The sequence below is a fragment of the Pedococcus sp. KACC 23699 genome (genome assembly GCF_045348425.1).
Lineage (GTDB): Bacteria > Actinomycetota > Actinomycetes > Actinomycetales > Dermatophilaceae > Pedococcus.
On sequence record NZ_CP157483.1, the window covers coordinates 3,014,673 to 3,041,015 of the forward strand.

The window sequence follows — 26,343 nt, forward strand, 5'->3', positions numbered from 1 at the left end:
CCCGGCGATTGGGCAGTTGCGGCCCGTGGCTGCGAAACTGGGGGAGCCATGACGACCTCCCTGCCCGAGCCCACGACGCAGCGCCCCGCCCCGGGTGCCCTGACGTTCACCGCGCCGCGACGGGGCAAGCCCCCGCGCCACCTCGCCGACCTCTCACCGGCCGAACGCAAGGAAGCGGTGGAGGCGCTCGGACACAAGGGATTTCGCGCCAAGCAGTTGTCCACGCACTACTTCGAGCGGCTGGTCGGGTCGCCGGACGAGATGACCGACCTGCCCAAGGCCATCCGTGACGACCTCGTGGCGGACCTGCTGCCCACCCTGCTGAGCCCGCACGTGCAGCGCACCGCCGACGACGGGATGACCATCAAGTCGGCCTGGAAGCTGCACGACGGCGCGATCGTCGAGTCCGTCCTGATGCGCTACCCCAAGCGGGTCACCATCTGCATCTCGAGCCAGGCCGGCTGCGGCATGAACTGTCCGTTCTGCGCCACCGGCCAGGCGGGGCTGACCCGCAACATGTCGGCCGGCGAGATCGTCGAGCAGGTCGTCCAGGCCGCCCGGATGCTGCGCAGCGGCGAGCTGGCGGCCACGGCCGCCGGCGGGGTCGACGACGAGCGTGACGAGGCTGCGGAGCTCGGCGACGAGGACGGGGCGCCCGAGCTGAGCGGCCCCAACCGCATCTCCAACGTCGTGTTCATGGGGATGGGCGAGGCGCTGGCCAACTACAAGGCCGCCATCGGCGCCATCCGGCGGATGACCGACCCGGCTCCCGACGGGCTCGGCATGTCGGCCCGCGGCATCACCATGTCGACGGTCGGCCTCGTGCCGGCGATCGACAAGCTCGCCGCCGAGGGCATCCCGGTGACCCTCGCGCTGTCGCTGCACGCCCCCGACGACGAGCTGCGCAACGAGCTCGTGCCGATCAACACCCGCTGGAGCGTCGACGAGGCGCTCGACGCGGCACACCGCTACTACGAGGCGACGGGCCGCCGGGTGAGCATCGAGTACGCGCTCATCAAGGACATCAACGACCACGCATGGCGCGCCGACCTCCTCGGGAAGAAGCTCAACGCCCGCGGGCGCGGCTGGGTGCACGTCAACCCGATCCCGCTCAACCCGACCCCGGGGTCGAAGTGGACCGCGTCACGCCCCGGCGTGGAGCAGCAGTTCGTCGAGCGGCTGCGTGCCCACGGCATCCCGACGACGATCCGGGACACCCGCGGGCAGGACATCGACGGGGCCTGCGGCCAGCTCGCTGCCTCCACCGCCTGACGCAACCCCTGCCTGCGGGGGTAGCTGCTGCCTACACTCGTGACGTGAAGCTGCGCAGCACCGGAGCCCGTCGCTCCCTGCATGTCGTGGCAGCGGCTGTCGCCGGTGCCCTCGCCCTCGCGAGCTGCGGCACGGGTGGGGCGGACGACCCGGCCTCGGGACGCCGGGTGACCGCTGAAGCCTCCACCACTTCGACCACATCGTCCGGACATGCGGACGGGCACGGCTCCGCCTCCCCGGCGGCCAAGCCCCAGGCGCCGCTGCGCAAGGGCGAGCGCTTCGTCACGCTCCGGATGCCCGCGGCATACACACCGAAGGCGCCGGCCGCTCCGGGGACCGATGACTACCGCTGCTTCCTGCTCGACCCGCACCTGACTGCGAAGTCCGTGGTGACCGGCGTCAACGTCCTGCCCGGCAACCCCTCGGTCGTCCACCACGTCATCCTCTTCCGCATCCCGCCGGCGCAGGTGGCGCGCGCCCAGGCGCAGGACGACCAGTCGCCGGGTCAGGGCTGGACATGCTTCGGTGGCACCGGCGTCGAGAGCCAGGGCGGCACGCTCGACGACGCGCCCTGGCTGGGGGCCTGGGCGCCCGGCGGTGGCGAGAGCCTCCTCGCCAAGGACCTCGGCATGCCGCTCGAGCCGGGCTCGCGGATCGTCATGCAGGTCCACTACAACCTGCTGGCGGGTGATGCTCCGGACACCTCTGCCGCGAAATTGCGAGTGGCGGCCGACGACGGCACGCGCAAGACCCTCGACACCGTGCTGCTCCCCGCGCCCGTCGAGCTGCCCTGCCGGCCCGGCCGCTCCGGAGCCCTGTGCGCCCGCGAGGCGGCGGTGGCCGACGTGCAGCGGCGTTTCGGAGCGGGAGCGGGGTCGACGGCCAACCTCCTGCACCTGCTGTGCGGCCCGATCAAGGCCGGCACCGCGCAGTCCTGCACCCGGCCGGTGACGCAGGCGGGCACCATTCGAGCGGTAGCGGGGCACATGCACCTGCTCGGGCGCAGCATCTCCGTCGTGGTGAACCAGGGCAGGAAGGGCGAACGGACGGTGCTCGACCTCCCGATCTGGGACTTCGACAACCAGGGCAGCAAGCCCGTCACACCTGCGGTCGCGGTCAAGCCCGGCGACACCCTCACGGTCACCTGCCGTCACGACCAGAGCCTGCGTGACCAGCTGCCGGCGCTGGCCGGGGTGCCCGAGCGGTACGTCGTGTGGGGGGAGGGGACGACCGACGAGATGTGCCTGGGGATCGTCCTGATGACCCGCCCCTAGGCTGTCCGGGTGCACCAGTCCACCCCTGCGCCCGCGGAGAGCGGTCGCGAGTTCGTCCTCACCGTCTCCTGTCCCGACCGCCGCGGCATCGTCCACGCCGTCTCCGGCGTCATGCTCGACCTGGCGATGACCATCCTCGACAGCCAGCAGTTCGCCGATGCCACCTCGGGGGAGTTCCACCTGCGGATGCACCTCGTGCGCGAGGGCGCCGCCCTGCCCGTCGCCGACGTCGACACCGCCCTGGCGCCCGTGGCTGCGCAGTTCGCGATGGAGTATGCCGTGCACGACCTGTCCCAGCGCCGCCGCGTGCTGGTCATGGTGAGCCAGCAGGGGCACTGCCTCAACGACCTGCTGTTCCGGGTCGAGAGCGGGTCGCTGCCGATCGAGGTGCCGGCGATCGTGTCCAACCACGAGGACTTCCGCGGCCTCGCGCAGTGGCACGGCGTGCCGTTCCACCACGTGCCCGTCACCCGGGACACCAAGGCCGCCGCCGAGCAGCAGCTGCGCGACCTCGTCGCCGATCACCGGGCCGACACCATCGTGCTGGCGCGCTACATGCAGATCCTCTCGGCAGACCTGTGCGCCGATCTGCCGGGTCGCATCATCAACATCCACCACTCGCTGCTGCCGAGCTTCAAGGGCGCCAAGCCCTACACCCAGGCGCACGACCGGGGCGTCAAGGTCATCGGGGCCACCGCGCACTACGTCACGGCCGACCTCGACGAGGGCCCGATCATCGAGCAGGACTTCCGCCGCGTCGACCACCGGATGAGCCCGGCGCAGCTGGCCTCGGTCGGGCAGGAGCTCGAGGCGATGGCGCTGGCCAGGGCCGTCCGCTGGCACGCCGAGCACCGCGTCGTGCTGCGAGGGCGTCGCACCATCGTCTTCGACTAGCCCGGCACAGTCGCACACCCCTGGCGACCGCCCTGTCTTCCGGCGCAACGCTGGTTGCGCGGCAAAGGTCGGGACAACAACCCGCGGTATGCCGCGCAACCAGCGTTTTGCGCAGGTCGGGGTGGCTGGCGGACGAGGGTCAGCGGGGCTGGCTCAGGGGGCCATCGTGCCGTCCGCGGCACGCTGCAGCGCGCGCAGGTACCCCAGCGCGGCGAGCTTCTGCAGCCGCCAGCTGACGGGACCGCCCAGGCGGGCGAGGAGGGTCGCTGCCTGCGCGTAGGCGCGGATCACGGCATACACCTCGTCTCCGCGTCGCTCGACGAGGAAGCCTTCCTCACCGCTCTCGATGTGGCCGCGCAGCGTGCCGTAGCCGAACCCGGTGCGGTCCGGTCCCTCGACCGTCCACACGACGCGGCAGGGGACGGGCAGCACGGCCAGGTGGCTGAGGATGTCGACGCCCTCCCCCGCGCGGGGCGCCGTCGCGACCGGCCGGAGGCCGATGCCGCGTTGCGGAGCCCACCGCATCACCGCTTCCGACGCCCGCGCGTATGCCGCGTCGCCGTCTCCCAGCCGCCGCTCCACCTCGAGGTGGTGGAAGCCGGGCGGCATCGGGCCGTCGAGGGTCAGCCCGCGGGGTTCGTAGGTGAGAGGCAGGTGGGCGAGGTCAGGCAGCTTCACGGGCAGTTCTCCGAGTCGTTCGTGAAAACGCCACGAGGGCGCACAGGGCGAAGCCGACGGCGTTCGCCAGTCCATGGGTCCACGCCATCCAGACGAGGGGGAGGTGCGGCACGGCGTCGACCACGTGGCCGAGCGCCCAGTCGAGGGCGAGCACCATCGTCAGGACGAGGGTCGCGGCGCTGGTGCCGAGCAGCAGCCGCGTGCGGGGGTCGCGGGTCTGCGCCCGGGCGCCCGTCCACAGCGTCCAGCCCACCAGCCACATCCCGGCGGTGAGGATGACGGCACCGAGCAGCTCGACCTCGTCGTTCACGAAGTAGCCCAGCAGGACCACCATCGTGCCTGCTGGGACCGACCAGGCTGCCGTCGTCGTCGCCGCGCTCGGGTGGGCGGTCGCCACCAGGTGGGCGACCAGTGCGGCAGCGAAACCGGCGTAGTGGAAGTGCGGAACCGTCAGGGCCAGGATCGTCAGGCTGAACCCGAAGACCTCGGTCGACGCGCGTTCGCTGACGAGGGCGAAGGCGGCGATGGCGGGGCAGACGAGTGCGGTGATGGCTGCTGCGTCTGAAGCGCGAAAAACCTTGTGCCGCAGGCAGTTCGAGACATGACGGGCCGCGAGGGCCACGAGCAGCAGCGTGCCGACGGCATACGAGGCGGCCAAGGTCGTTGACAGGGCACCTCGGGGCAGCCACAGGCAGACGGCCCCGGGGACGGCGAAGGCCGGGTAGAGCCGGGCCAGTCGGCTGCCGCCGGCCACGGGGAGCAGGCGCAGCCCGAGCGGCACGATGACGAGCATGCCGAGGGCGACGACGACGTTGACGACTGCCGTCACGGGCCGACCTCCCGGCCCAGCCGTGCGGTGACGACGGCTGTCGCCTCCTCGACGGTGTCGACCAGGTGCAACGAGTCCCCGAGCGGACGTCCTTCGCCGAGGGCCCGCGCCGCCGCCCAGATCGGGACGGTGTCCGTCCAGTACTCCTGGCCGACGAGGACGACCGGTGGCAGGGCGCGGGCGGGTTGGTCGGGTCCCGTGCCCGCGTAGAACAGGGGCGTGAGGGCCTGGAAGATCTCCTGAACCGTGCCTGCGGCGCCCTCGAGGACGACCAGCCCCGCCGTGGCCCGAGACAGCAGGCCGTCCTCACGGATGGCGTTGGAGAAGTACTTGCCGATGGCGTCGCAGAAAACGTTGGGCGGCTCGTGACCGTAGAACCACGTCGGGATGCCCAGGCTGCGGTCGGCGCGGTGCGTCACGGTGCCGACCGGGACGAGGTCGCGGCGGACCTCGAGCGCCAGCTGTGCCCACGCGCCGATGTCCGGGCGGAACGACGGCACGGCTGCCAGACGTGCGAGCGCGGCGTGCAGGCGAGAGTCGTCGGGGGCGAGGGCGCCGAGGTTGGCGGCCTCCATGGCGCCCGGGCCGCCTCCCGTCGCCACCACGAGCCCGTGAGCGGCGAGCCGGTGTCCGAGCCGGGCGGCGTCGGCGTATGCCGTGCGGCCGCGTTCGAGCGCGTGGCCACCCATGACCCCGACGACCGGACGGCCGTCGACGAACTCGTCGAGGGCATCGGTGATGGAGTCGTCGTGGATCGCTCGGAGCAGCGTCGCGAAGGCGTCGCGGTGGGTGCTGGCGTCGCGGGTCCACCGGTAGGCGCGGGCGTCGGGGGTGGCGGCGTACCCCCGGGACGACAGGTCGGCGTAGAGCTCGTCGGGGGAGTACAGGGTGGCCCGGTAGGGGTCGACCGGGGCGTGCGGATCGGTGGGGAAGACCAGCGCGTGGTGCGCTCGCAGGTGGGCGTCGAGGGCGGGGGACAGCCGGCCGCCGAGGACGACCAGCCCGCCGAGGTCGGTACGGGCGAGGAGCTCGGCCTCGTGGTGCCGCAGGTCGAGGTCCTGCAGGCGCAGGCCGGTCAGGGGCTGGCCTGAGGCGAGCAGGGCGTCGAGCGCCGGGAGGGACTCCACCTCGCGCCCGGCCATGGCCCGAACTCTAGACACCACGGGTCAGACGTTGCCGAGGACCCGGTCCACGGCGATCTCGATGACCACCCGCTCGGGGTTCTCGCGAGGCACGCGGTAGCGGGCCGCATACCGCTGCTCTGCGTCGCCCACGGACTCGCGGTCGGTGAGGACGCGCGCCTGCCCCTCGAACGACAGCCAGTGCCGCCCGTCGACCTGGCACACCACCGCCCGGCACCCGGCGGCCGCGTTGCGGGCCTTGAGGCTCGTCCCGCTCGTGATGACGCGCGCCACGAGCGCCTCGGGGTCCCACGTGAAGCCCACGGGCACGACGTGCGGGCTCCCGTCCCGGCGCAGCGTGGTGAGGGTCGCCAGGTGGCGGACGGTGACGAACTCGAGGGCAGCGGCGGACAGCTCGGCGGGTGGCGTGGACACGCTCGGAGTCTGCCAGCCGGTGCGGGCCGCCGCCTTCCAGCGGCCGGGCAGTGCCGGCTCAGTGTCCGGTCAGCGCCTCCAGGAGGCGGCCGATGCGGGCGGGCCGTCCGGTGCGGGCCTCCTCGCGGTCGGCCGTGTGGGCCAGGCGCAGACCGGCGTTGATCCCCAGCCAGCGGGCCGGCTCGGGCTCCCAGCGTCGGCTGCGGTGCCCCACCCAGGGCAGCTCGGTGATCGGCGTACGACGCCCCAGGACGAGGTCGGCGAGGGTGCGACCCGCGAGGTTGCTGGCGGCGACGCCGTCCCCGACGTAGCCACCCGCCCAGCCGAGACCCGTGGCCGGGTCGTGCCCCACCGAGGGGTGCCAGTCACGGGCGATGCCGAGCGCCCCACCCCAGGCGTGGGTGAACTCGACCCCGCCGATCTGCGGGAGCAGCTCGGTCAGCGTCGCCCGCAGGTCTGCGAAAACCCTTGCGTCGTGGTCGAACTCAGGGCTGACCCGCGACCCGAAGTGGTAGGGCGCACCGCGGCCGCCGAAGGCGAGGCGGTCGTCGACCGTGCGCTGGCCGTAGATGATGACGTGGCGGTGGTCGGCGAAGACCTCGCGCTCGGCGAGGCCGATCTGGTCCCAGACCTGCGCGGACAGGGGCTCGGTCGCGACCATGAGGGAGTAGACGGGGGCGACCGTGCGCCGGTGCCCCTCCAGCACGGGGGTGAAGCCCTCCGTGGCCCTGATGACGTGCCGGGCACCGATGCTGCCCCCCGACGACAGGCGCACGCGGCGCGGCTCGATGGCCGCTACCCGTACTCCTTCATGGATGCGGGCGCCCTGACCACGAACGGTCGCGGCGAGCCCGTCGACGAGCCGGCGGGGGTGGACCCGGGCGCAGTGCGGGTTGAAGGTGGCCCCCAGCACCCGGTCGGCGGCGAGTCGGGCCGTCGCCTCCTCGGGTCCCAGCCAGCGGGTGCCGATGCCCCACTCGTCGGCGTGCTCCACCTCGGCGCGGGCCCTGGCGACCTGGGCGGCCGAGCGCGCCAGCCCGATGGTCCCGCCCTTGCGGAATCCGCAGTCGATCCCTGCGGATTCCGTTGCCCTGCCGACCTCGTCGACCGTGTGACGCAGCTCGGCCACCATGGCCCGGGCCGCGTCGCGGCCGGATCGGCGCGCCAGCGTCTCAGGACCGACCGGCCACAGCGACGAGACCCAGCCGCCGTTGCGGCCGCTGGCCCCGAAGCCCGCGTGCCGGGCCTCGAGAACCACGACGTCGAGCGACGGCTGCGCCTGCAGGAGGTAGTGGGCGGTCCACAGGCCGGTGAACCCGGCGCCGACGATGACGACGTCGGCGGTGGCGGGCAAGGACGGTCCGGACAGGGGAGGTTCGGGCAGGGAAGGTTCGGGCAGGGAGGATCCGGGCACGGACGCCGAGGAGGGCTCGTGCGCCGCCGAAGCGGCATACGAGCCCTCCCTGTCCGCAGCCTCGGACCAGAGTGGGCGGGTCACGAGGGCGGCCGGCTCAGAGGTGCTTCTCGGCGTCCTTGAGGACCGACCGGAGCCGGCTCTCGATGTCGTCGAACTCGGTCTGGCCGATGATCAACGGCGGCGCGAGCTGGATGACCGGGTCCCCACGGTCGTCGGCGCGGCAGTAGATGCCGGCGTCGAACAGGGCCTTGGACAGGTAGCCGCGCAGCAGGCGCTCCGACTCGTCGTCGTTGAACGTCTCGCGGGTCTCCTTGTCCTTGACGAGCTCGATGCCGTAGAAGTAGCCGGCTCCGCGGACGTCGCCGACGATCGGCAGGTCGAGCAGCTTCTCGAGGGTCGCCCGGAAGTTCGGGGCGTTCTCCTTGACGTGGTCGTTGAGCCCCTCGCGGTCGAAGATGTCGAGGTTGGCCATCGCCACCGCCGCGCTGACCGGGTGGCCACCGAAGGTGTACCCGTGCGGGAAGGAGGTCGTGCCCTTCTTGAACGGCTCGAACAGGCGGTCGCTGGCGATCATCGCGCCGATGGGGGAGTACCCGGAGGTCATGCCCTTCGCGCAGGTGATGATGTCGGGAACGTAGTTGAAGTCGTCGCACGCGAACATCGAGCCGATGCGGCCGAACGAGCAGATGACCTCGTCGGAGACCAGGAGCACGTCGTACTCGTCGCAGATCTCGCGCACCCGCTCGAAGTACCCGGGCGGCGGCGGGAAGCAGCCACCCGAGTTCTGCACCGGCTCGAGGAACACGGCGGCGACGGTGTCGGGACCCTCGAACTCGATGGCCTCGGCGATGCGGTCGGCGGCCCAGCGGCCGAACGCCTTCTCGTCGTCACGCAGGTGCTCGGGCGCGCGGTAGTGGTTGGTGTTGGGGACCTTGAACGCGCCCGGGACCAGGGGCTCGAACATCTCCTTGGCGGCCGGGATGCCGGTGATGGACAGCGCGCCCTGCGGGGTGCCGTGGTAGGCCACCGCGCGGCTGATCACCTTGTGCTTGGTGGGCTTGCCGGTGAGCTTGAAGTACTGCTTGGCGAGCTTCCAGGCGCTCTCGACGGCCTCACCACCACCGGTGGTGAAGAAGACGCGGTTGAGGTCGCCGGGCGCACCTGCGGCGAGGCGCTCGGCGAGCTCGACGGCCCTGGGGTGGGCGTAGGACCACAGCGGGAAGAAGGCGAGGTCCTTGGCCTGCCGGGCCGCCGCGTCGGCGAGCTCCTGTCGGCCGTGGCCGACCTGCACGACGAACAGGCCGGCGAGCCCGTCGATGTACTCCTTGCCGCGGTCGTCCCAGATCTTGTGTCCCTCACCGCGCACGATGATGGGAACCTGTCCCCCCTCCTCGTAGGTGGAGTGGCGGGTGAAGTGCATCCACAGGTGGTCGCGGGCGGCGTCGGAGTATGCCGTGCCGGCGGGAGTCGTGGCGGGCGTGGGTGAAGTGGTCATCGGGTACCCCAGTTGTAGTGCTGCTTGTTGAGTTTCAGGTAGACGAAGGTCTCGGTGGTCTGCACCCCGGGAAGGGTGCGGATCCGCTTGGTGAGGAGCTCGAGGAGCTCGTTGTCGTCCTCGCAGACGACCTCGGCCAGGATGTCGAAGGACCCCGCCGTGGTGACGACGTAGTCGACCTCGGCCATGGCCGACAGGGCGTCACCGACGGAGGTCAGGTCCCCGTCGACGCGGATGCCGATCATCGCCTGGCGTCGGAACCCCACCTGGAGGGGATCGGTGACGGCGACGATCTGCATGACCTCCTGGTCGAGGAGGCGCTGCACCCGCTGGCGCACCGCCGCCTCCGACAGCCCGACGCGCTTGGCGATCGTGGCGTAGGACTGCCGCCCGTCCTCCTGCAGCTGCTCGATGATCGCCTTCGACACGTCGTCGAGGCGCACATCGGTGCCGTTGCTCGGAGTGCGGGTCACGCGGCAATGGTGTCGCTCGCGGCGGTTCGGCGCAAGTCCCATGGCGACGGAATCGGTTGCGTGAATGTAAATTCGATGTTGATTTCCGCATTCGAGGGCTCAGAACCTAGTGAAATCCGTGGGCCTGGGGTTAGAGTTCCCACCACTGGAATCCGTTCCCGAACTTCCTTGGAGTTGTCTGTGACCGCCACGTCAGCCGGGTTCGCCACGTCGGCCCCGTCCGTCACCTCGTCCGGGGCCGCGACCGGCTCGCCCGGTCCCGCCGCGGGCCCGCGCGTCCTGCGCAACTTCGTCGGCGGCGCCTACATCGAGGCCACGACGGACGCCCGGGCCGACATCGTCAGCCCGGTGACCGCACAGGTCGTCGCGACCGCGCCGGTCTCCACGGCCCAGGACGTCGACGCGGCCTATGCCTGCGCCAGCAAGGCCTTCGAGGAGTGGGGCCAGACCACCCCGAGCGAGCGCCAGGCCGCGCTGCTGAAGTTCGCCGACGCCATCGAACGGCGGGCTGACGAGTTCGTCCGGCTCGAGTCCGAGAACACGGGAAAGCCGCACGCCCTCACCGCCAGCGAGGAGGTGCCGCCGATGGTGGACCAGATCCGCTTCTTCGCCGGCGCCGCTCGGGTCCTCGAGGGACGTTCGGCCGGGGAGTACATGAGGGGTCACACGAGCTGGATCCGGCGCGAGCCGATCGGGGTCGTCGGCCAGGTCACCCCGTGGAACTACCCGATGATGATGGCGACCTGGAAGATCGCCCCGGCGCTGGCCGCCGGCAACACCGTCGTGCTCAAGCCGTCGGACACCACCCCCGAGACGACGCTGCTCATGGCGGAGATCGCTTCGGAGTTCCTGCCGGCGGGCACGTTCAACGTCGTCACCGGCGACCGGGACACCGGCCGGGCCGTGGTCGAGCACCGCACCCCGGCCCTGGTGGCCATCACGGGTTCGGTGCGAGCAGGGGTGCAGGTGGCCGAGAGCGCAGCCCGCGACCTCAAGCGCGTGCACCTCGAGCTCGGCGGCAAGGCCCCGGTCATCGTGTTCGACGACGCCGACCTCGAGGCCGCCGTCGAGGGCATCGGCACCGCCGGGTACTTCAACGCCGGTCAGGACTGCACGGCGGCCACCCGGGTGCTGGTCGCCCCGCGCATCCACGACGACTTCGTCGCGGCCCTGGCGGAGTACGCCAGGAGCTCGGCGAAGGTGGGACTGCCGGACGACCCGGACGCCCACCTCGGACCGGTCAACAACCGCAACCAGCTCGAGCGGGTCGAGGGGTTCCTCTCCCGGCTCCCGGACCATGCCACCGTGTCGGCCGGCGGACACCGCCTCACCACCCTGGGCGACGGGTTCTTCCTCGAGCCGACCGTCCTGTCCGGGCTCGAGCAGGACGACGAGGCCATCCAGGACGAGATCTTCGGCCCGGTGATCACGGTGCAGCGGTTCACCGACGAGCAGGAGGCCATCCGCTGGGCCAACGACGTCGACTACGGTCTCGCCTCGAGCGTCTGGACCAAGGACTTCGGCCGGGCGATGCGCGTCTCCAGGGCGCTGGACTTCGGCTGCGTCTGGATCAACACCCACATTCCTGTCGTCGCGGAGATGCCGCACGGCGGTTTCAAGAAGTCCGGCTACGGCAAGGACCTGTCCATGTACGGCTTCGAGGACTACACGCGCATCAAGCACGTGATGGCCAACATCGACAGCTGACCGCCGCGTCGCGACGACGACACCGGCGTCACCAGCACCAGGCCCAAGAGCTCAGCACCAGCAGAGAGAAGATCAGATGACCCAGCCGACCGAGCACCTCGCCTTCAAGGCGGCGCTCGCCCGTGGACTCGTCAGCCGTCGCGGCTTCATGGCAGGGATGGGTGGCCTCGGCGTCGCCGGTGCCCTGGCCGGGTGCGGGGTCAAGGGCCGCAACCCCGGCGCCCGCGGGGCGGCGGCAACGACCCCGACCGCCAAGGCCGCCGAGGACCTCTCGGCCTCGGAGAAGGTCATCAACTGGTCCAACTGGCCCGAGTACATCGACGTGGACGACAAGACGCAGAAGCGGCCGACGCTCGACGCGTTCACCAAGAAGTTCGGCATCAAGGTCAACTACACCGAGGACTACAACGACAACGACGAGTTCTACGCCAAGGTCCGGCCGCTGCTGGCCGACAGCAAGGACACCGGTCGTGACGTGTGGTGCAGCACCGACTGGATGGTCGCGCGCCTGATCCGTCAGGGGTATGCCCAGCGGCTGGACCTCACGAACATCCCCAACCACAAGAACATCGAGGACAGCCTGGTCACGGTCGAGTTCGACCCGGGTCGTCTCTACTCGATGCCGTGGCAGAGCGGGTTCGCGGGAATCGCCTACAACCCCAAGGCGACCGGCGGAAAGAAGGTCGAGAGCATCGACCAGCTCCTCACCGACCCGGCGCTCAAGGGCAGGGTCACCCTGCTGACCGAGATGCGCGACACCGTCGGGCTGGTGATGCTCGCGATGGGCAAGAAGCTCGAGACCTTCACCGAGGCCGACTACATGGCGGCGATCGACGAGCTCAAGAAGGCCAAGGACTCGGGCCAGATCAAGGGCTGGACCGGCAACGAGTACACCAAGCCGCTGGCGTCCGGTGACACGGCTGCCTGCGTCGCGTGGACCGGCGACGTCGTCCAGCTGCAGGCAGACAACCCCGCCCTCGGCTACGTCCTGCCGAGCACGGGCTGCACGCTGTGGTCCGACAACTTCGTCATCCCGGCCATGGCCAAGCACAAGAAGAACGCCGAGGTCCTCATCAACTACTACTACGACCCGGAGGTCATGGCGCAGGTCGTCGACTACGTCAACTACATCTCGCCGGTCCGCGACACCAAGCAGATCCTCGAGAAGGCCGACCCCGCGGTCGCCCAGAACCCCCTCATCTTCCCCGACGACAAGACCTTGTCCCGAGCCCACGTCTTCCGTGGGCTCACGTCCGCCGAGGAGACCAAGTTCAACGCGGCCTTCTCCGACCTGACGGCGAGCTGACCATGACCACCACCCCTGCCGAGCGCACGGCAACGAGCACCGAACGTCGCACCGGCGTCACCGAGGACCTGCACCTCGTCGACCTGGGCAAGGAGTTCGAGGCCTTCACGGCCGTGCACCCGCTCAACCTCACCGTGCCGGGCGGCACGTTCTTCGCCCTCCTCGGTCCCTCCGGCTGCGGCAAGACCACGACGCTGCGGATGGTGGCAGGCCTGGAGGAGCCCACCACGGGCCACATCCGGATCGGTGACAAGGACATCACCGCAGCGAAGGCCTACCAGCGCAACGTCAACACGGTCTTCCAGTCCTACGCGCTCTTCCCCCACATGAACGTCCTCGACAACGTCATGTTCGGGCTGAAGCGCCGGGGCGACAAGGACGCCAAGCGCAAGGCGCAGGAGGTGCTGAGCCTGGTCGAGCTCGCCGAGGTCGCCCGCAAGAAGCCGACGCAGCTGTCCGGCGGCATGCAGCAGCGTGTCGCCCTGGCCCGTGCCATCGTCAACCGACCGGACGTGCTGCTGCTCGACGAGCCGCTCGGGGCCCTCGACCTCAAGCTGCGCCGCCAGATGCAGATCGAGCTCAAGCGCATCCAGTCCGACGTCGGCCTGACCTTCATCCACGTCACCCACGACCAGGAGGAGGCCATGACCATGGCCGACACCATCGCGGTGATGAACGCCGGCCGCGTCGAACAGCTCGGTGACCCCGCCGCCCTCTATGAACGTCCCGCGACGACCTTCGTGGCCAACTTCCTCGGCCAGTCCAACCTGCTCGAGGGCACGCTCACCGGCACCCGCCCCGACGGTCTCGTCACGGCCCAGGTGCACGGCCACGAGGTGCTCGTGGACGCCAGCCGGGTGCCGGAGGACATCAAGGACGTCTGGATCGGCGTCCGGCCCGAGAAGCTGCGCCTGGGTGACCAGGGCCAGAACGTGCTGCGCGGCTCGGTCACCGACGCCTCGTTCACCGGTGTGGCGACGCACTACCTCGTGCGGATGCCGTGGGGACACGAGATCACCCTCGTCCAGCAGAATGACGGGTCGCCGCGTCGGTCGGTGGGAGAGAACGTCGACGTCTCGTGGGACGCCGGCTACGAGTTCGTGCTCGACCAGCAGCAGGACGAGGACGCGGGCATCGGGCGGGACGATGAGTAGCGCTCCGGCGAGCCTGGGTCCCGCAGCGGCGGTGGAAGAGGCGCCGAAGATCTCCAAGCCTCCCCGTCGCCGGGGGCGCCGCAACTGGGTGCCCTACCTGCTCCTCGCTCCGGGCCTGCTGTGGCTCATCGTCTTCTACGTCGCGCCGATGGTCACCCTGGCATCGCAGTCGATGCAGGAGGGCAACGTCGACGACGGCTACGTCTTCACCGGCAACATCAGCATCTTCGCCGACGCCTTGTCCACGTACTGGCCGCAGCTCCTGCGCTCCCTCGGGTACTCGGCGAGCGCGACCGTGCTGGCCCTGGCCCTGGGCTACCCGCTGGCCTACTACATCGCCGGGCGCAAGGGCCGCAGCAAGTACGTCCTGCTGGTGCTGGTCATCGCCCCGTTCTTCACGAGCTTCCTGATCCGCACCATGGCCTGGCAGACGCTGCTGTCCGACAACTTCGTGGTCGCCAGGTTCGCCCGCGCCATCCACTTCACCGACCTGTTGCAGCTGCTCAACCTGTCCAACAACGACTCGCTGCTCTACAGCAAGTTCTCGGTGATCTGGGGCCTGACCTACAACTTCCTGCCGTTCATGATCCTGCCGCTCTACACCTCCCTGGACCGGCTCGACGGACGGCTCCTGGAGGCGGCCCGTGACCTGTACGCCACACCGCGGATGACCTTCCGGTACGTCACGTGGCCGCTGTCCCTGCCGGGTGTGGTGTCGGGGACCCTGCTCACCTTCATCCCCGCGGCTGGTGACTACATCAACTCCCGACTGCTCGGGAACACCCAGACGGTGATGATCGGGCAGGTCATCGACAGCCAGTTCCTGCGGGTCCTGGACTACCCGATGGCGGCCGCCCTGTCCTTCGTCCTGCTCGTGATGATCCTCGCCCTCGTGGCGTTCTACGTCCGCCGGGCGGGCACCGAGGAGCTGGTGTGACATGAACTGGGTACGCAAGCACCTGCTGGCCTTCGTCGCGATGGTGACCCTGGCGATCTTGTTGATCCCCAACGTCATCGTCATCATCTTCTCGTTCAACAAGCCCAACGGCCGCTACAACATCGACTGGGTCCGGTTCTCGACCGACGCCTGGACCAACCCGTGCGGGGCCGCCGGCATCTGCGACTCCCTCGGACTGAGCCTGCGCATCGGCATCACCGCCTCGCTGGTGGCCACGCTGCTCGGCACGATGGTCGCGTTCGCCCTCGGACGACACCGCTTCCAGGGCCGGGCGACGACCAACCTGCTGATCTTCATGCCGATGGCGACGCCGGAGGTCGTGCTCGGCTCGAGCCTGCTCGCGCTGTTCCTCAACATCGGTCTGCAGACCGGCGCCACGGCGATCCTCATCGCCCACATCATGTTCTGCGTCTCGTTCGTCGTGGTGGCGGTCAAGGCGCGGGTGGCGACGTTGGACCCCCGCCTCGAGGAGGCGGCGGCCGACCTCGGCTCTTCACCGGTGTCGACGTTCATGAGGGTCACGCTGCCGCTGGCAGCACCGGGCATCGCGGCCGGTGCCCTGCTGTCGTTCTCCCTGTCGTTCGACGACTTCATCATCACCAACTTCAACGCCAGCCCCAGCTCGGTGACCTTCCCCATGTACGTGTGGGGTGCGGCCCAGCGCGGGACACCGGTGCAGATCAACGTCATCGGGACGGTGATGTTCCTCGCCTCCGTCGCGATCGTGCTGGGAGCACAGGCCGTCTCAGCGCGCCGCGCGCAACGCGTGGCCTAGCACCAGAAGGAAGACCATCCCCATGCGGATCCTCATGATCGGCGCCGGTGGCGTCGGTGACGCCGCCGCGCGCATCGCCGTCGAGCGAGACTTCTTCGAGCTGCTCGTGGTCGCCGACTACGACCTTGCCAGGGCCGAGGCGACCGTCGCCAACGCGACGGCCAGACGGGCGGGGGAGGACCGCCTCGTCGCCGCGGTGGTGGATGCCTCGGACGGAGGGGCGGTGGCCGCCCTCGCCCTGAAGTACGCCGCCACCCACGTGTTCAACGCAGTCGACCCGCGGTTCGTGATGCCGATCTTCCGTGGCGCCCACGCCGCCGGTGCGAGCTACCTCGACATGGCGATGAGCCTGTCGCAGCGCCACCCGGAGGAGCCGTACTCCAAGGCCCACGTCAAGCTCGGCGACGAGCAGTTCGCCCTGGCAGGCGAGTGGGAGGCGACCGGCCAGCTGGCCCTCGTCGGCATGGGGGTCGAGCCCGGGCTCTCCGACGTGTTCGCGCGGTACGCCTCGGACCACCTCTTCTCCCACATCGAGGAGCTGGGCACCCGCGACGGCGCCAACCTCGCGGTGTACGACGAGGAGGGCAACGAGACGTTCGCTCCCGGGTTCTCGATGTGGACGATCATCGAGGAGTGCCTCAACCCACCGGTGGTGTGGGAGCGGGCTCGGGCCGAGGCCGCCGGTGGCGACGTGGAAGCGGGCTTCACCACCCTGCCGGCCTTCGCCGAGCCGGAGGTGTTCGACTTCCCCGAGGGCATCGGCCCCGTCGAGTGCGTGCACGTCGAGCACGAGGAGGTGCTCCTCATGCCGCGGTGGATCGACGCCGACCGTGTCACCTTCAAGTACGGCCTCGGCGAGGAGCTCATCACCATCCTCAAGACCCTGCGGACGCTGGGTCTGGACCGCACCGACCCGGTGACCGTCAAGGGCGTACAGGTCTCGCCGCGTGACGTGGTCGCAGCGGTGCTGCCCGACCCCGCGACGATCGGCCCGCAGATGAAGGGGAAGACCTGTGCCGGGCTCTGGGTCACCGGCACCGGCAAGGACGGGCAGCCGCGGCGCACCTACCTCTACCACGTGTCCGACAACGAGGACACGATGAACGAGTACGGCGCCCAGTGCGTCGTGTGGCAGACCGCGGTCAACCCCGTGGTGGCCCTCGAGCTGCTCGCCAACGGGACGTGGAGCGGCAGCGGGGTGCTCGGCCCGGAGGCCTTCGACGCCGTGCCGTTCCTCGACCTGCTCAAGGCACCCAAGCCCGAGGGTTACGGCTCACCGTGGGGCATGGAGGACCGCTGAGGCCGGTGGCCGCCGGCGCGGCTAGGGTCGGGTCATGACGCGATACGGGCAGCAGTACGGTCCCGACTTCACCTTCCTCGGCGTGGACCGCTGCGACCTCGACGACGAGAGCACGTATGCCGACGCCGACGTCGTGATCCTGGGTGCGCCCTTCGACGGCGGCACCTCCCACCGACCGGGAACACGGTTCGGGCCGCAGGCGATCCGTATGACGGACTACCTGCCGCACGACGGCTCACGACCGTCCCTGGCGCTGCGCACCGACGGCCTCGTCGACCTGCGGGTCGTCGATGCAGGCGACGTCGAGATGTACTCCGGTGACATCGAGCGGTCGCTGCCCAAGCTCGAGGCCGCGGTCGAGAAGGTGACCCGCGCCGGCGCCATACCGGTGGTCCTCGGAGGTGACCACTCGATCGCGTTCCCTGACGCCAAGGGCGTGGCCAACGCCCTCGGCCACGGGCGGGTCTCGATGATCCACTTCGACGCCCACGCCGACACCGGTGACATCGAGTTCGGCTCGCTGTGGGGGCACGGCCAGCCGATGCGCCGACTCATCGAGTCCGGTGCGCTGCGCGGTGACAGGTTCCTCCAGGTGGGCCTGCGCGGCTACTGGCCACCGCCGGAGACGCTCGACTGGATGGCCGGTCAGCAGATGCGGTCGTTCGAGATGACCGAGATCGTCCATCGTGGGCTGCAGGAGTGCCTGACCGACGCCTTCGCCATCGCGACGGACGAGTGCGAGGGGGTCTTCCTCTCCGTCGACATCGACGTCTGCGACCCCGGCCACGCCCCGGGAACGGGCACCCCGGAGCCCGGCGGCCTCTCGGCCCGCGAGCTGCTGGACTCGGTGCGCCGGATCTGCCTCGAGCTCCCCGTGGTCGGCGTCGACGTCGTCGAGGTCAGCCCGCCCTACGACCACGCCGACATCACCGCCGCCCTGGCGAACCGCGTCGTCCTGGAAGCGCTCTCGGCCATCGCCCGCCGTCGCCAGGACGCCCGTGAGGGCACCCGCTGGGACCCCGCGCAGCCGCTGCTCGCGGGCCGCGCCGGCGCCATACCGCAGGGGCACATCCCCTCGCACCACCACACGCACCAGACCCACGACAGCCACGACCACGCACCCACGGAGGAACAGTCCTGATGGCCACCACCCAGAAGTCCCTCATCGAGTCCGTCCCCAAGGGCCTGCTCATCGCCGGCACGTGGCGTGAGGGCAGTGACGGGCAGACCATCGCCGTCGAAGACCCCTCGAGCGGTGCCACCCTCGCCCACGTGGCCGACGCGACGGTTGCCGACGGCAAGGCCGCCCTCGATGCAGCCGTTGCGGCGCAAGGGGACTGGGCCAAGACGCCCCCGCGCGACCGCGGCGAGATCCTGCGCTCGGCGTTCGAGAAGATCACCGAGCGCGCCGAGGACTTCGCCACCCTCATGACGCTCGAGATGGGCAAGACCCTGGCCGAGTCCCGCGGTGAGGTGACCTACGGCGCCGAGTTCTTCCGCTGGTTCTCCGAGGAGGCCGTGCGGATCAGCGGTCGCTGGTCGACCGCCCCCAACGGCGCCACCCGCCTGCTGACCATGAAGAAGCCGGTCGGCCCGACGCTGATGATCACGCCGTGGAACTTCCCCCTGGCCATGGGCACCCGCAAGATCGGTCCGGCGATCGCTGCGGGCTGCACGATGGTGGTCAAGCCCGCCAGCCAGACGCCGCTGACGATGCTCGCCCTGGCCGAGCTCCTGCGCGAATGCGGGCTGCCGGACGGTGTCCTCAACGTGGTGACCACGTCGCGGACCGGTGACGTCATGGAGCCGCTCATCCGGGACCCGCGCCTGCGCAAGCTCACCTTCACCGGCTCGACCAACATCGGTCGCCGCCTGGTCGAGCAGTCGGCCGAGCAGCTGCTTCGGGTCTCGATGGAGCTCGGAGGGAACGCGCCCTTCCTCGTCTTCGAGGACGCCGACCTCGACCGCGCGGTCGACGGCGCCATGCTCGCCAAGATGCGCAACATCGGTGAGGCGTGCACCGCCGCCAACCGGTTCTACGTCCACGAGAGCGTCGTGGAGGAGTTCTCGGCCAAGCTCGCGAAGCGGATGTCGGCGCTGACCCTCGGCAAGGGCACCAAGAAGGGCGTCGACGTCGGCCCGCTCATCGACGGCAAGGCCCGCGACGGCGTGGCCGAGCTCGTCGAGCACGCCCGCTCCCAGGGGGCGACGGTCGTCACCGGAGGCAAGGCGGCACCCGGCCGCGGCTACTTCTACGAGCCCACGGTCATCACCGGGGTGCGCAAGGACGCCCGGATGATGCGGGAGGAGATCTTCGGGCCGGTGGCGCCGATCGCGTCGTTCAGCACCGAGCAGGAGGCCATCGACCTGGCCAACGGCACGGAGTACGGCCTGGCCTCCTACGTCTTCACGAACGACCTCGGCCGGGTCATCCGGGTGAGCGAGGCGCTGGAGTACGGGATGATCGGGATCAACCAGGGCATCATCTCCAACCCCGCCGCACCGTTCGGCGGCGTCAAGGCCTCGGGCTTCGGACGCGAGGGTGGCTTCGAGGGCATCGAGGAGTACCTCGAGACGACGTACGTCGGCATCGCCCCCTGACCCACCGCTGACGAGTGGGCCGTCGGGAGCACCGACGGCCCACTCGCAGCCGCGACACCGATCGCCCGAACTGTCCGATGGTGTCCGGTCTGTCCGCCGTACGATGGTCGGGCTGTCGAGACGACAGGGTGAAGTTGGCGGAAGTGCCCCCCAACGGGGACCAGTGGGAGTTCAATCGCTCCCATGACCAGCGTCGAGTCCCCCGAGGCCTCGGCGGAGCTTGCCCCGCCGCCGCCCTTCTCCCGCACCGCTCCGCGCCTGCGCTCCCTCACCGAGGTGCTCGCCGAGACCGACGAGAAGATGCGCACCGGGCGGGCGGCCGGCGCCCGCGTCTGGCCGACCGGCTTCGACACCCTCGACGTCGCCCTGACGGGCGGGTTCCGCTCCGGCGAGCTCGTCCTGCTCGGGGGCCCGCAGGGGCTGGGCAAGACGGCCATGGCTCTGCAGATGCTGCGCAACGCCGTCTCCGCGAGCCGGTCCGCCGTGTTCTTCTCCTACGAGCACGACGCCCACAGCGTCCTCGAGCGGCTGCTGGCCATCGAGGCCGGTGCCATCGCGGGCTCTGACGGCATCAGCCTGACCAAGATCCGCCAGCGCTTCGAGGCGCGCCACAGCAACGCCCACTCGATGCTCGAGCGCTTCTCGAACGCCACGGGTGGGGCCGAGGCCATCGAAGCGCTCGAGCGCTACGGCGACCACCTCCACGTGCACACCTCGAGCGGCCTGCACACCACGCTCGACGAGATTCGTGCGACCGTCGAGGGGGTCGTGCGCCAGGAGAGCCAGCCGCCGCTCGTCCTGGTCGACTACCTGCAGAAGGTGCCGGTCGCGGACTTCTCGGGCAGCGAGGAGGAGCGCGTCGCAGTCGTCGTCGAGGGACTCAAGGACCTCGCCCTGGAGTACCAGGTGCCCGTCCTCGCGATCGTCGCGGCCGAGAAGGGCAGCCTCGTCGCCGGGAAGCGCATGCGAGTCAACGACCTGCGCGGCTCGTCGGCGCTGGCCTACGAGTCCGACGTCATCCTCATCCTCAACGACAAGTACGACGTCGTGGCCAAGCACCACCTCGTCTACCACCTGGAGAACGCCGAGCGCTTCCGCCAGTGGGTCGTCATGACGATCGAGAAGAACCGCAGCGGTGTCGACCACGTCTCCCTGGAGTTCAGGAAGCGCTTCGAGCAGGGCCGGTTCGAGCCCGAGGGGCGCCTCGTCGAGGAGCAGCTGATCGAGGAGCGCGTCTTCCGCGAGTGACGAGCCGGGCGGCCGGGTCGGCGCAAGCGTGGTCGGGGTGACCCAGGCCTCCCGCCGCACCGTCCACGGCGTCGTCGCCGTCGTCACGGTCGCGGCGGTCCTCTGGCAGCTCTCCCTCGTCGTTGCGGGCGAGTCGGTCCTCGCAGAGTCCGCGCAGCCAGGGCTGGCCACGCGCCTGGCCCGGTTCATCTCCTACTTCACGATCCTGTCCAACCTGCTCGTCGCCCTCGTCGGCCTCGCCTTCGTGGGTGCCGACCGGGCCCTCGAGCGACGTCGCCGCACGTCGCTCGCCTGACCGCCCCGTCGCCCGGGCGACGTGTGCCGGGTGGGGCGACCACCGTGGGCTGCGACAATGGGGACGTGACCTCACCCCGCACCGTCGCCATCCTCGGCTCCACGGGCTCCATCGGGACCCAGGCGCTCGACGTGGTCTCGCGCAACCCCGACCGCTTCCGCGTCACCGCCCTGTCCGCAGGGTCCAACCTGGACCTCGTCGCCGAGCAGGCCGTGGCCTTCGAGGTGGACCTCATCGCGGTGGCCACCGGCACCTGCGAGCGGGTCGCCGAGGCGATCGGCGCGTATGCCGTCCGGGCCGGCCGGGGGGCATATCGGCCCCAGGTCGTGGTCGGGGACGATGCGGCGGTGACCGCAGCCGGGTCCGGCGCGGACGTCGTGCTCAACGGCATCACCGGCTCGATCGGACTCCGACCCACCCTGGCGGCCCTGGCCGAGGGCTCGGTGCTGGCGCTGGCCAACAAGGAGTCGCTCATCGTCGGCGGACCCCTGGTGAAGGCCGCTGCGCGAGCCGGCCAGATCGTCCCGGTGGACTCCGAGCACTCCGCCATCGCGCAGAGCCTGCGCGGAGGACGCGCCGAGGAGGTCCGCCGACTCGTCGTCACCGCCAGCGGAGGACCGTTCCGGGGCCGGTCCAGGGACTCCCTGCGCGAGGTCACCCCCGAGCAGGCGCTGGCCCACCCGAACTTCTCCATGGGCAGGGTCATCACGACCAACTCGGCGACCCTGGTCAACAAGGGGCTGGAGGTCATCGAGGCGCACCTGCTCTTCGACATCCCCTTCGACCGGATCGATGTCGTGGTCCACCCGCAGCAGATGATCCACTCGATGGTGGAGTTCGTCGACGGCTCGACGATCGCGCAGGCGGGTCCGCCGCGGATGCTCGTGCCGATCGCCCTGGGGCTGTCGTGGCCGGAGCGCCTCGCCGACGTGGACGTGCCGGTGGACTGGACCCGCGCACAGTCGTGGGAGTTCGAGCCGCTGGACGACGAGGCGTTCCCCGCCGTGCGGCTGGCCCGGGAGGTGGGCGAGGCGTCCGGCACCTACCCCGCCGTCTACAACGCAGCCAACGAGGTGGCGGTCGACGCGTTCCACGACGGCCGGATCGGGTTCCTCGACATCGTCGACACGATCGACAGGGTGGTCCAGGACCACGCGACCTCCGGCGGCGAGGGGATCGAATCAGCGACACTGTCCGTTGAGGACGTGTTGCGTGCCGACTCGTGGGCACGCCACCGGGCCCGCACCGTGTTGGGGCTGACCGATGGACGACCGACCGAACCACTCTCCGACGCCGAGGGGGCGCTCCGCTGATGACCGTGCTGCTGTTCGTGCTCGGGGTGCTCTTCGTGGTGCTCGGGGTGGGTCTGTCCATCGGGCTGCACGAGATCGGCCACCTCGTCCCCGCCAAGAAGTTCGGGGTCAAGGTGACTCAGTACATGGTGGGGTTCGGACCCACCCTGTGGTCGCGCAAGCGGGGCGAGACCGAGTACGGGATCAAGGCGATCCCGCTCGGCGGCTACATCCGGATGATCGGGATGTTCCCGCCGCGGCCGGGTGACAAGCCGGGGACCCTGCGGGTGTCGAGCACGGGACGGTTCTCCCAGCTGGCCGACGAGGCCCGCCAGCTCAGCCTCGAGGAGGTCAAGCCCGGCGACGAGGACCGCGTGTTCTACAAGCTCCCCGTGCACCAGAAGGTCGTCGTCATGCTGGGCGGCCCGATGATGAACTTCCTCATCGCCGTGGTGCTGCTGACCGGGGTGCTCACGACGTATGGCGTCGCGACGCTCCAGGACGGCGCGCGCGTCGCGAGCGTGTCCGAGTGCGTCGTGCCCGCCAAGGACGCGACGACCAAGACCACGTGCGCCGCGGCGGACCCGAAGACCCCGGCCTACACCGCCGGGATCCGCCCGGGCGACGAGATCGTGTCCGTCGCCGGTCAGCCCATCAAGACCACCGCCGATGTCGGCAAGCTCATCCGCCCCCGCGTGGGGCAGCAGGTACCGATCGTCGTCAAGCGCGGGGGAGTCGAGCAGACCCTCACCGCCACGCCGATCCGCAACTCCGTGCAACAGGTCGGACCCGACGGCGCCCCGCTCGTCGACGCCGACGGGAGGCCGATCGTCCAGGAGACCGGCTTCCTCGGAGTCTCCTCCGGCGCGATCATCGGCTACGAACGGCAGCCGGTCACGGCCGTCCCCGGGGTCGTGGGGGAGCAGCTGCTCGCCACCGCCGGGGTCGTCCTGAAGATCCCGCAGAAGATGGTCGGCGTGGTGCAGGCCGCCTTCGGCTCCGGGGCCCGCGACCCCAACGGCCCGGTCTCCGTCGTGGGTGTCGGCCGGATGGCCGGCGAGGCGACGTCGGGCAAGATCCCGTGGATCGGGGGACAGGACGGGATGAACCCGTTCGTCTTCCTGCTCATGCTCATGGCGTCGCTCAACCTCGCCCTCTTCGTCTTCAACCTCATCCCGCTGCTGCCCCTCGACGGCGGTCACGTCGCCGGCGCGCTGTGGGAGGGCGCCAAGCGCCGCATCGCCAAGGCGCGCAACCGCCCCGACCCCGGTCACGTCGACGTCGCCAAGGCACTGCCGGTCGCCTACGCCGTGTCCTCGGTGCTCATCGTCATGTCGGTCCTGCTCATCTACGCCGACGTGGTGAAGCCGATCAGCCTCGGCGGCTGAGCACTGCCCGTCGCCGTCTCCGGGCGGCGTCGTCGTCGCCGTCTCCGGGCGGCGGGGCAGCCCGGGGACGCCCTCCAAACCCCACTGGGAGATACTTCAGCCATGACTGTTGGACTCGGTATGCCGGCCCTGCCCCCGCCCGTCCTCGCGCCCCGGCGCAAGACGCGCAAGATCAAGGTCGGCAAGGTCGAGGTCGGCGGTGACGCCCCCATCTCCGTGCAGTCCATGTGCACGACCCCGACGACGGACATCAACGCGACGCTGCAGCAGATCGCCGAGCTCACCGCCTCCGGCTGCGACATCGTGCGGGTGGCCTGCCCGAGCCAGGACGACGCCGACGCGCTGCCCGCGATCGCGCGCAAGTCGCAGATCCCCGTGATCGCCGACATCCACTTCCAGCCGAAGTACGTGTTCGCCGCGATCGACGCCGGGTGCGCCGCGGTGCGCGTCAACCCCGGGAACATCCGCAAGTTCGACGACCAGGTCAAGCAGATCGCGGCTGCGGCCAAGGACGCGGGCGTCTCGATCCGCATCGGCGTCAACGCCGGCTCGCTCGACCCGCGACTGCTCGAGAAGTACGGGAAGGCCACCGCCGAGGCGCTCGTGGAGTCGGCCGTGTGGGAAGCCTCGCTGTTCGAGGAGCACGACTTCCACGACTTCAAGATCTCGGTCAAGCACAACGATCCCGTCGTCATGGTCAAGGCCTACGAGATGCTGTCCGAGCGGGGCGACTGGCCGCTGCACCTCGGCGTCACCGAGGCGGGCCCGGCGTTCCAGGGCACCATCAAGTCCGCGACCGCGTTCGGTGCCCTGCTGTCCAAGGGCATCGGCGACACCATCCGGGTCTCCCTGTCGGCCCCTCCTGTCGAGGAGGTCAAGGTCGGCAACCAGATCCTGCAGTCGCTCAACCTCAAGCCCCGCAAGCTCGAGATCGTCTCGTGCCCCTCGTGCGGTCGCGCGCAGGTCGACGTCTACAAGCTCGCCGACGAGGTCACCGCCGGGCTCGAGGGCATGACCGTGCCGCTGCGCGTCGCCGTCATGGGGTGCGTCGTCAACGGTCCCGGCGAGGCCCGCGAGGCGGACCTCGGTGTGGCGTCCGGCAACGGCAAGGGGCAGATCTTCGTCAAGGGCGAGGTCGTCAAGACGGTGCCCGAGAGCCAGATCGTCGAGACCCTCATCGAAGAGGCCATGCGCATCGCCGAGGAGATGGGCGAGCCCATCGACGAGGCCAGCGCGGGCGCGCCGTCCGTCACCGTCGGCTGAGGCGTCCCCTCCCGGTCGCCGCTGCTGTCCAGAGGTCGTCCACATGGTGGGCGAAGCCCGACCCCGGTTATCACTCCTAGTTATGGGTGGGATAACTTCGTGATGTGTTCACGATGAGCGGCCGCGAGGCCACCGCACCGGCTCCGGCCGTTCGACGGGCCTGTCCCCAGCCGCACGCGTAGGGCGCCCTCGGGCAGCCCGCGTGCGGCACGCCGTACCCGCCTGATCTGACACGCACCATCCCGCCGGGCTCCTGCCTGCCCGCCGCCGGGGTCGCCGTCGACCCCTCCCGACCGAAGGAACCGATCACCCATGTCCGTGCGCCGTCGCGCCCTCGTCCTCGCCACCTCCGCCGCTCTCGCCCTGTCGCTCGCCGCGTGCGGCGGGAGCAACAGCTCTGCCGAGTCCAACCCCTACAAGCTCCAGCAGCCGGGCACCCTGCGGGTCGGCACGCTGACCGACGCCCCGCCGAACGTCTTCCTCAAGGACGGCAAGTTCACCGGCTTCGACAACGACCTGCTCACCGCCGTGGCCGCCAAGCTCGGCCTCAAGGTCCAGTTCGTGGGCACGGAGTTCAGCTCGCTGCTCGCCCAGGTGAAGACGGGCAAGTACGACCTCGGCTCGTCCTCGATCAGCATCACCGAGGCGCGCAAGAAGACGGTGGCCTTCTCCAACAAGTACGACTTCGGGTTCCTCGGCCTCGATGTCCCGAAGGGCTCGCCCATCACGTCGTTCGCCCAGCTTTCGGGCAAGCGCGTGGTCGTCGTGCAGGGCACCGTCCAGGACGACTTCGCCAGCCGCGAGAACCTCAACCCGGTGCGGGTGCCCGACTACAACGCCGCCCTCAACCAGCTCAAGGCCGGGACGGCCGACGCGTGGATCACCCCGGCCGAGATCGGCGAGAAGACCGCGACCGACTCCGGCGGCAAGGTGCTCGCGGTGGCCAAGCAGCTCGACCCCGGCGGCACGGCCTTCGCGGTCAACCAGGGCAACCCCGCCCTGCGCGACGGGGTGAACAAGGCGCTCGACGAGGTCATCAAGGACGGCACCTGGGCGAAGCTGCAGAAGCAGTACTACCCGAGCCGTGAGATCCCCGCCGACTTCAAGCCGGGCAGCGGCACGGTCGCCATCGGCGCCGCGAAGTAACCAACCACCACCACCGAGAGGA

24 protein-coding genes are annotated in these 26,343 nt (G+C 70.3%); 17 read left to right on the plus strand and 7 right to left on the minus strand.

Annotation, left to right across the window (positions count from 1 at the left end):
- Positions 1–48: 48 nt before the first annotated feature.
- Genes rlmN through purU form a run of 3 tightly spaced genes read left to right on the plus strand, consistent with a single transcriptional unit; the run spans position 49 to position 3,440 of the window.
- Complete coding sequence (rlmN, locus tag ABEG17_RS14270) at positions 49–1,272, plus strand: 23S rRNA (adenine(2503)-C(2))-methyltransferase RlmN (RefSeq protein WP_406830136.1); 1,224 nt, start codon at positions 49–51, stop codon at positions 1,270–1,272.
- A 44-nt stretch (positions 1,273–1,316) separates the two neighbouring features.
- Positions 1,317–2,546, plus strand: a complete 1,230-nt coding sequence (locus ABEG17_RS14275; protein ID WP_406830137.1) for a hypothetical protein — start codon at positions 1,317–1,319, stop codon at positions 2,544–2,546.
- A 9-nt stretch (positions 2,547–2,555) separates the two neighbouring features.
- Positions 2,556–3,440, plus strand: a complete 885-nt coding sequence (gene purU, locus ABEG17_RS14280) for a formyltetrahydrofolate deformylase (protein WP_406830138.1) — start codon at positions 2,556–2,558, stop codon at positions 3,438–3,440.
- 153 nt (positions 3,441–3,593) lie between these two features.
- Here the strand turns inward: purU and ABEG17_RS14285 are convergent, their stop codons facing one another.
- The 7 genes from ABEG17_RS14285 to ABEG17_RS14315 are packed head-to-tail and all read right to left on the minus strand — an operon-like array spanning position 3,594 to position 9,930.
- Complete coding sequence (locus ABEG17_RS14285) at positions 3,594–4,118, minus strand: DUF1990 family protein (protein WP_406830139.1); 525 nt, start codon at positions 4,116–4,118, stop codon at positions 3,594–3,596.
- On the minus strand, positions 4,105–4,947 hold the full coding sequence (locus ABEG17_RS14290; protein WP_406830140.1) for a YndJ family protein: 843 nt from the start codon (positions 4,945–4,947) through the stop codon (positions 4,105–4,107). The genes ABEG17_RS14285 and ABEG17_RS14290 overlap by 14 nt, the downstream gene beginning before the upstream one ends.
- On the minus strand, positions 4,944–6,089 hold the full coding sequence (locus ABEG17_RS14295) for an LOG family protein (protein ID WP_406830141.1): 1,146 nt from the start codon (positions 6,087–6,089) through the stop codon (positions 4,944–4,946). Before ABEG17_RS14295 ends, ABEG17_RS14290 begins: the two co-directional genes overlap by 4 nt.
- Before the next feature lie 24 nt (positions 6,090–6,113).
- Entirely contained in the window at positions 6,114–6,503 is a 390-nt protein-coding gene (locus ABEG17_RS14300) for a pyridoxamine 5'-phosphate oxidase family protein (RefSeq protein WP_406830142.1), read from the minus strand.
- Between the two features lie 58 nt (positions 6,504–6,561).
- Positions 6,562–8,001 (minus strand): NAD(P)/FAD-dependent oxidoreductase, encoded by a 1,440-nt coding sequence (locus ABEG17_RS14305; RefSeq protein ID WP_406830143.1) that lies wholly within the window; start codon positions 7,999–8,001, stop codon positions 6,562–6,564.
- Between the two features lie 13 nt (positions 8,002–8,014).
- Positions 8,015–9,415 carry an aspartate aminotransferase family protein gene (locus ABEG17_RS14310; RefSeq protein ID WP_406830144.1) on the minus strand — a complete coding sequence of 467 codons (1,401 nt, stop codon included), beginning with the start codon at positions 9,413–9,415 and terminating at the stop codon, positions 8,015–8,017.
- Positions 9,412–9,930: an Lrp/AsnC family transcriptional regulator gene (locus ABEG17_RS14315; RefSeq protein ID WP_406830145.1), complete on the minus strand. Its 519-nt coding sequence runs from the start codon at positions 9,928–9,930 to the stop codon at positions 9,412–9,414. Before ABEG17_RS14315 ends, ABEG17_RS14310 begins: the two co-directional genes overlap by 4 nt.
- Before the next feature lie 237 nt (positions 9,931–10,167).
- On the opposite strand from ABEG17_RS14315, the gene ABEG17_RS14320 reads away from it, so the two are divergent.
- The 14 genes from ABEG17_RS14320 (at position 10,168) to ABEG17_RS14385 (ending at position 26,321) form a co-directional block, all read left to right on the plus strand.
- Positions 10,168–11,595 carry a gamma-aminobutyraldehyde dehydrogenase gene (locus ABEG17_RS14320; protein ID WP_406833211.1) on the plus strand — a complete coding sequence of 476 codons (1,428 nt, stop codon included), beginning with the start codon at positions 10,168–10,170 and terminating at the stop codon, positions 11,593–11,595.
- A 76-nt stretch (positions 11,596–11,671) separates the two neighbouring features.
- Complete coding sequence (locus ABEG17_RS14325; protein ID WP_406830146.1) at positions 11,672–12,901, plus strand: PotD/PotF family extracellular solute-binding protein; 1,230 nt, start codon at positions 11,672–11,674, stop codon at positions 12,899–12,901.
- A 2-nt stretch (positions 12,902–12,903) separates the two neighbouring features.
- Positions 12,904–14,055, plus strand: a complete 1,152-nt coding sequence (locus ABEG17_RS14330) for an ABC transporter ATP-binding protein (RefSeq protein WP_406830147.1) — start codon at positions 12,904–12,906, stop codon at positions 14,053–14,055.
- The gene (locus ABEG17_RS14335) at positions 14,048–14,992 is read left to right on the plus strand and encodes an ABC transporter permease (RefSeq protein ID WP_406830148.1); all 945 of its coding nucleotides are present in this window, start codon (positions 14,048–14,050) and stop codon (positions 14,990–14,992) included. The genes ABEG17_RS14330 and ABEG17_RS14335 overlap by 8 nt, the downstream gene beginning before the upstream one ends.
- 1 nt (position 14,993) lies before the next feature.
- Positions 14,994–15,788 (plus strand): ABC transporter permease, encoded by a 795-nt coding sequence (locus tag ABEG17_RS14340; RefSeq protein ID WP_406830149.1) that lies wholly within the window; start codon positions 14,994–14,996, stop codon positions 15,786–15,788.
- A gap of 22 nt (positions 15,789–15,810) precedes the next feature.
- Positions 15,811–17,088, plus strand: coding sequence for a saccharopine dehydrogenase family protein (locus ABEG17_RS14345; RefSeq protein WP_406830150.1), 1,278 nt, complete (start codon positions 15,811–15,813; stop codon positions 17,086–17,088).
- 34 nt (positions 17,089–17,122) lie between these two features.
- Complete coding sequence (gene speB / locus ABEG17_RS14350; RefSeq protein WP_406830151.1) at positions 17,123–18,229, plus strand: agmatinase; 1,107 nt, start codon at positions 17,123–17,125, stop codon at positions 18,227–18,229.
- On the plus strand, positions 18,229–19,689 hold the full coding sequence (locus tag ABEG17_RS14355; protein WP_406830152.1) for an NAD-dependent succinate-semialdehyde dehydrogenase: 1,461 nt from the start codon (positions 18,229–18,231) through the stop codon (positions 19,687–19,689). The genes speB and ABEG17_RS14355 overlap by 1 nt, the downstream gene beginning before the upstream one ends.
- A 183-nt stretch (positions 19,690–19,872) precedes the next feature.
- Positions 19,873–20,937: a DnaB-like helicase C-terminal domain-containing protein gene (locus ABEG17_RS14360; RefSeq protein ID WP_406830153.1), complete on the plus strand. Its 1,065-nt coding sequence runs from the start codon at positions 19,873–19,875 to the stop codon at positions 20,935–20,937.
- Between the two features lie 37 nt (positions 20,938–20,974).
- The gene (locus ABEG17_RS14365; protein ID WP_406830154.1) at positions 20,975–21,232 is read left to right on the plus strand and encodes a hypothetical protein; all 258 of its coding nucleotides are present in this window, start codon (positions 20,975–20,977) and stop codon (positions 21,230–21,232) included.
- Positions 21,233–21,297: 65 nt separating this feature from the next.
- The gene (dxr, locus tag ABEG17_RS14370; RefSeq protein ID WP_406830155.1) at positions 21,298–22,545 is read left to right on the plus strand and encodes a 1-deoxy-D-xylulose-5-phosphate reductoisomerase; all 1,248 of its coding nucleotides are present in this window, start codon (positions 21,298–21,300) and stop codon (positions 22,543–22,545) included.
- The gene (locus tag ABEG17_RS14375) at positions 22,545–23,912 is read left to right on the plus strand and encodes a M50 family metallopeptidase (RefSeq protein ID WP_406830156.1); all 1,368 of its coding nucleotides are present in this window, start codon (positions 22,545–22,547) and stop codon (positions 23,910–23,912) included. Before dxr ends, ABEG17_RS14375 begins: the two co-directional genes overlap by 1 nt.
- A gap of 102 nt (positions 23,913–24,014) precedes the next feature.
- The gene (gene ispG, locus ABEG17_RS14380) at positions 24,015–25,175 is read left to right on the plus strand and encodes a flavodoxin-dependent (E)-4-hydroxy-3-methylbut-2-enyl-diphosphate synthase (protein ID WP_056922592.1); all 1,161 of its coding nucleotides are present in this window, start codon (positions 24,015–24,017) and stop codon (positions 25,173–25,175) included.
- Positions 25,176–25,487: 312 nt separating this feature from the next.
- A complete protein-coding gene (locus ABEG17_RS14385; protein WP_406830157.1) occupies positions 25,488–26,321 on the plus strand; it encodes an ABC transporter substrate-binding protein in 834 nt (277 codons plus the stop codon).
- The last annotated feature ends 22 nt before the right edge of the window (positions 26,322–26,343 follow it).